This is a genomic window from Mesorhizobium sp. M7A.F.Ca.CA.004.12.1.1 (assembly GCF_003997835.1).
GTDB lineage: Bacteria > Pseudomonadota > Alphaproteobacteria > Rhizobiales > Rhizobiaceae > Mesorhizobium.
This window is the reverse complement of record NZ_RZRK01000616.1, coordinates 1-3,698: the sequence shown is the minus strand read 5'-3', so window position 1 is coordinate 3,698 and position 3,698 is coordinate 1. Positions and strand designations below refer to the sequence as shown.

Here is a 3,698-nt window from a genome sequence, read left to right as displayed (position 1 = left end):
GAATATATGCGCTCGCGCATTCCGCGCGGCCGCCTGCTGGAGGTTGACGAAGCCGCGGCGATGGTCGCCTGGCTCGTCTCCAAGGAGAACAGCTTTACAACCGCCTCCACGTTCGACCTGTCGGGTGGACGGACGACCTACTGAAAGGCAGTTGCCGTTCAGCCAGGCAACCGACCCAGACCAATCGCAAAGCGCTCCACCATTGCGAGGCCAGGCTCGCCTGGCCGCATCGCCGGAGCCCGGTCATGTACCGGGATGCCGGCGCGGGCGCCGAACAGCCGCTTGCCGTAACAGACCAGGCTCTCGATGCCTTGCATGACGAAGACGGCAGCCGGCAATATTCTTGCATATTCAGCCTCGGCCGTGACTTCGTCTCCGGCGCGGAACGCATGATAGGCGCGCACGGCATAGTCGGCGCAATCCGGCGCCAGGATCATGCCGCGGCAACCGATGCGGAAATTGTCGATCAGTTCCAGGCCGCCGCGTCCGTTGAAAACCGGTATCCGGCCTTCGGTGCGCTCGATCAGCCCGGCGATGTCGGTGACCGGACCTTCGCCCTTGATCAGCCTTATGTTGGGATGCAGCGTGACGAGTTCGCGGATTTCGTCCGATGACAGGCCGCGCCCGAAAAAGGCCGGCGCGTTCTGGATCGCCACCGGCAGGTCGGTCGCCTCGGCGACGCGGCCGAAGAACTTGATGTATTCCGGCGCACCATAGGATCCGGCTGGCGGCGGCTGCAGGATCACCCAATCCGCTCCGACGCTTTCGGCATGGCGAACCTGCGCCACCTGCTCAGCCACAGAAGAACCGAAGATGGTGAAGGCGAGCGGCACTTTTCCTGCGGTGTCTTCCGCCGTCCAGTCCATGATCGTCCGACGCTCGGCCTCGGTCAGCTAGGCGACTTCCGTTGCCAGGCCGAGCGCCGCCATGCCGTGCACGCCGGTCGCGAGGCAGATCTCGACCTGCCGACGCATCGCCGCGCGGTCCAGCTGTTCGTTCACGTCAAAGAGCGCGTAGAGAATGGCGTGAATACCGTGGAAATCATCTGGTTTGAATTTTGTCACGCGTACCTCAATGGCTTTCGCGTGGAATGGCATGGCCACGGCTTCCGACGAGAAAGTCGAGGTCGGCGCCACGATCCGCCTGCAGGACATGGTCGACGTAGAGGCCTTGATAGCCGCCGCGCATCGCCGGGACGGGCGGTAGCCAGGATTCACGACGCCGCGCCAACTCCTGTTCCGACACGTCGAGATGCAGCTTCCTCGCTTCGACATCGAGCTCGATGAAGTCGCCGCTCCTGACCAGCGCCAGCGGGCCGCCGATAGCGGCTTCGGGTGCGGCATGCAGAACGACAGTGCCGAAGGCGGTACCGGACATGCGGGCGTCGGAGATGCGGATCATATCGCGGACGCCTTGCTTCAGCAGCTTCCGAGGCAGCGCCATGTTGCCGACTTCGGCCATGCCAGGATAGCCTTTCGGCCCGCAATTCTTCAGCACCATGATCGACGCATCGTCGATGTCCAGCAAGGGATCGTCGACGCGCGCCTTGTAGTCGTCGATGTCCTCGAAGACGACGGCGCGGCCGCGATGCTTCATCAGCGCTGGCGAGGCGGCGGACGGCTTGATAATGGCGCCGTCGGGCGCCAGATTGCCGCGCAGCACCGCGATGCCGCCGTGCGATGTCAGCGCCTTGTCGCGCGGGCGGATCACCTCCGGATTGTAGTTTTGGGCGTCACTGATGTTCTCGCACACGCTCTTGCCGGTGACGGTCAGCGCGTCGAGATCAAGCAGATCGGCCATCTCCTTCATGACGGCCGGAATGCCACCGGCGTAGCAGAAATCCTCCATCAGGAAACGGCCGGACGGCATCAGGTCGAGGATGGTCGGCACATCGCGGCCATATCTGTCCCAATCGTCCAGCGTCAGCTCGGTGCCGACGCGGCCGGCGATTGCCAGCAGATGCACGACCGCATTGGTCGAGCCGCCGATCGCGCCATTGATGCGGATCGCGTTGGCGAAGGCTTGTCTGGTGAGGATAGCCGACAGGCGCAGATCCTCATTGACCATCTCGACGATGCGCCGTCCGGTCATGCGGGCGATGCGGCTGCGGCGTGCATCGACTGCCGGATAGGCGGCGTTGCCCGGCAGCGCCAGGCCGAGCGCCTCGACCATCGAGGCCATGGTCGAGGCCGTGCCCATGGTCATGCAGTGACCGGGTGAGCGCGACATGGCGCTCTCGGCATTGGCGAAATCCTGCTCGCTCATCACGCCGGCGCGAACGTCTTCCGAAAACTTCCACACATCGGTGCCGGAACCGATTTCGCGGCCTTGGAAGCGGCCATTGAGCATCGGCCCGCCGGAAATAACGATCGACGGCAGATCGCAAGAGGCCGCGCCCATGACCAGCGATGGCGTGGTCTTGTCGCAGCCGGCCATCAGCACGACGCCGTCCATCGGGTTGCCGCGGATCGCCTCCTCGACATCCATCGAGGCGAGGTTGCGAAACAGCATCGCCGTCGGCCGCAGATTGGACTCGCCGCAAGAGAAGACCGGGAATTCGAGCGGCAGGCCGCCGGCTTCCAGCACGCCGGCCTTGATGTGCTCGATCAGAGCACGGAAATGCACGTGGCAAGGCGTGAATTCGGAGAATGTGTTGCAGATGCCGATCACCGGACGGCCGTCGAAGGCATCATCGGGCAGGCCGTTGTTCTTCATCCAGCTGCGGTGGATGAAGGCATCCTTGCCCAGCCCGCCGAACCAGTGCTGCGATCGTCTCTTGGTCATGGTCTTTCCGGCGTTCAGGCGGGATGCTGGAGCTGGCTCAGTCCACCGTCGACGACGAGCGTGGCCGCGTTCATGAACGGGCACTCGTCGGAAATCATGAACACCGCGGCAAGCGCGATCTCGTGCGCCGTGGCGATGCGGCCGCCGGGGTGCAGCGCCATGGTGTTGGCGCGTGCTGTGGCTGGATCGGCAAAGCTGTTCCAGTAATCGATCGCCTTCTGCGTCTCGACATAGCCCGGCGCCAGCGCGTTCACGCGCACGCCTTGCGCCGCATATTCGAGTGCCAGCGATTTGGTCAGGCCGAGCAGCGCGTGCTTGGCGACCGGATAGGGGAAGGTGTGCGGGATGATGGTGAAGCTGTGCGTCGAGGCGATGTTGAGGATGGCGCCGCCGCTCGCGATCATGCCCGGCAGCACCGCCTTGCTGCAGTTCCAGGCTCCCTTGACGTTGACGTCGAAGTTGCGGTTCCACTCTTCCTCGGTCGCCTCGAGCGGCGTCGAGAACACATTGACCCCGGCATTGTTGATCAGCGCGTTGATCGGGCCGATCTCGGCGGCCGCTTGGCTGACGGCAGCCGCAATCCCGGCGCTGTCGCTTATGTCGGCCGCAACATGTCCGACATGGCCTTGCGGTGCGGCAAGGCCGGCGACTGCCTTGTCCAGCAACGCGCCGTCGCGGTCGACCAGGAACAGTTTTGCGCCTTCGGCCAAACAGGCTTTGGCGATGGCAAGCCCGATGCCTTGCGCTGCACCCGTCAGGAAAATGCGTTTGCCGGAAAGGCGCTCAACCATTTTTGTCCCTCCAGCCTATCGCCGGCCCAAAGCCGACGAGCGCAGATTGTCGAGCAGCACGGCCAGCAGCAAAATGACGCCGCGCACGATGTACTGGTAGAAGGCCGGGATGTTGAGCAGGTT

The 3,698-nt window shown here is 64.1% G+C and carries 5 protein-coding genes and 1 pseudogene; 1 reads left to right on the top strand and 5 read right to left on the bottom strand.

From position 1 onward, the window contains the following. On the top strand, positions 1-144 hold a 144-nt coding region (locus tag EN984_RS26240), incomplete at its 5' end, for an SDR family oxidoreductase (RefSeq protein WP_127384053.1). Positions 145-158: 14 nt separating this feature from the next. On the opposite strand, the gene EN984_RS26235 is transcribed toward EN984_RS26240, so the two are convergent. From EN984_RS26235 to araH, 5 genes and pseudogenes are all read right to left on the bottom strand, one after another. After that, on the bottom strand, positions 159-893 hold the full coding sequence (locus EN984_RS26235; RefSeq protein ID WP_256755018.1) for a dihydrodipicolinate synthase family protein: 735 nt from the start codon (positions 891-893) through the stop codon (positions 159-161). Continuing rightward, positions 894-1,064: a hypothetical protein gene (locus EN984_RS39010; RefSeq protein ID WP_245456791.1), complete on the bottom strand. Its 171-nt coding sequence runs from the start codon at positions 1,062-1,064 to the stop codon at positions 894-896. A gap of 7 nt (positions 1,065-1,071) precedes the next feature. Then, complete coding sequence (locus EN984_RS26230) at positions 1,072-2,784, bottom strand: IlvD/Edd family dehydratase (protein ID WP_127267765.1); 1,713 nt, start codon at positions 2,782-2,784, stop codon at positions 1,072-1,074. A 14-nt stretch (positions 2,785-2,798) separates the two neighbouring features. Then, positions 2,799-3,575, bottom strand: coding sequence for an SDR family oxidoreductase (locus tag EN984_RS26225; RefSeq protein ID WP_127267764.1), 777 nt, complete (start codon positions 3,573-3,575; stop codon positions 2,799-2,801). A 15-nt stretch (positions 3,576-3,590) separates the two neighbouring features. Next, positions 3,591-3,698: pseudogene (araH, locus tag EN984_RS26220) on the bottom strand (L-arabinose ABC transporter permease AraH); the annotation flags it as partial.

What these genes read in the sequence shown, in the direction of transcription:
- EN984_RS26230 (WP_127267765.1), bottom strand. Translation starts at nt 2,784, where the DNA reads ATGACCAAGAGACGATCGCAGCACTGGTTCGGCGGGCTGGGCAAGGAT.
- EN984_RS26225 (WP_127267764.1), bottom strand. Translation starts at nt 3,575, where the DNA reads ATGGTTGAGCGCCTTTCCGGCAAACGCATTTTCCTGACGGGTGCAGCG.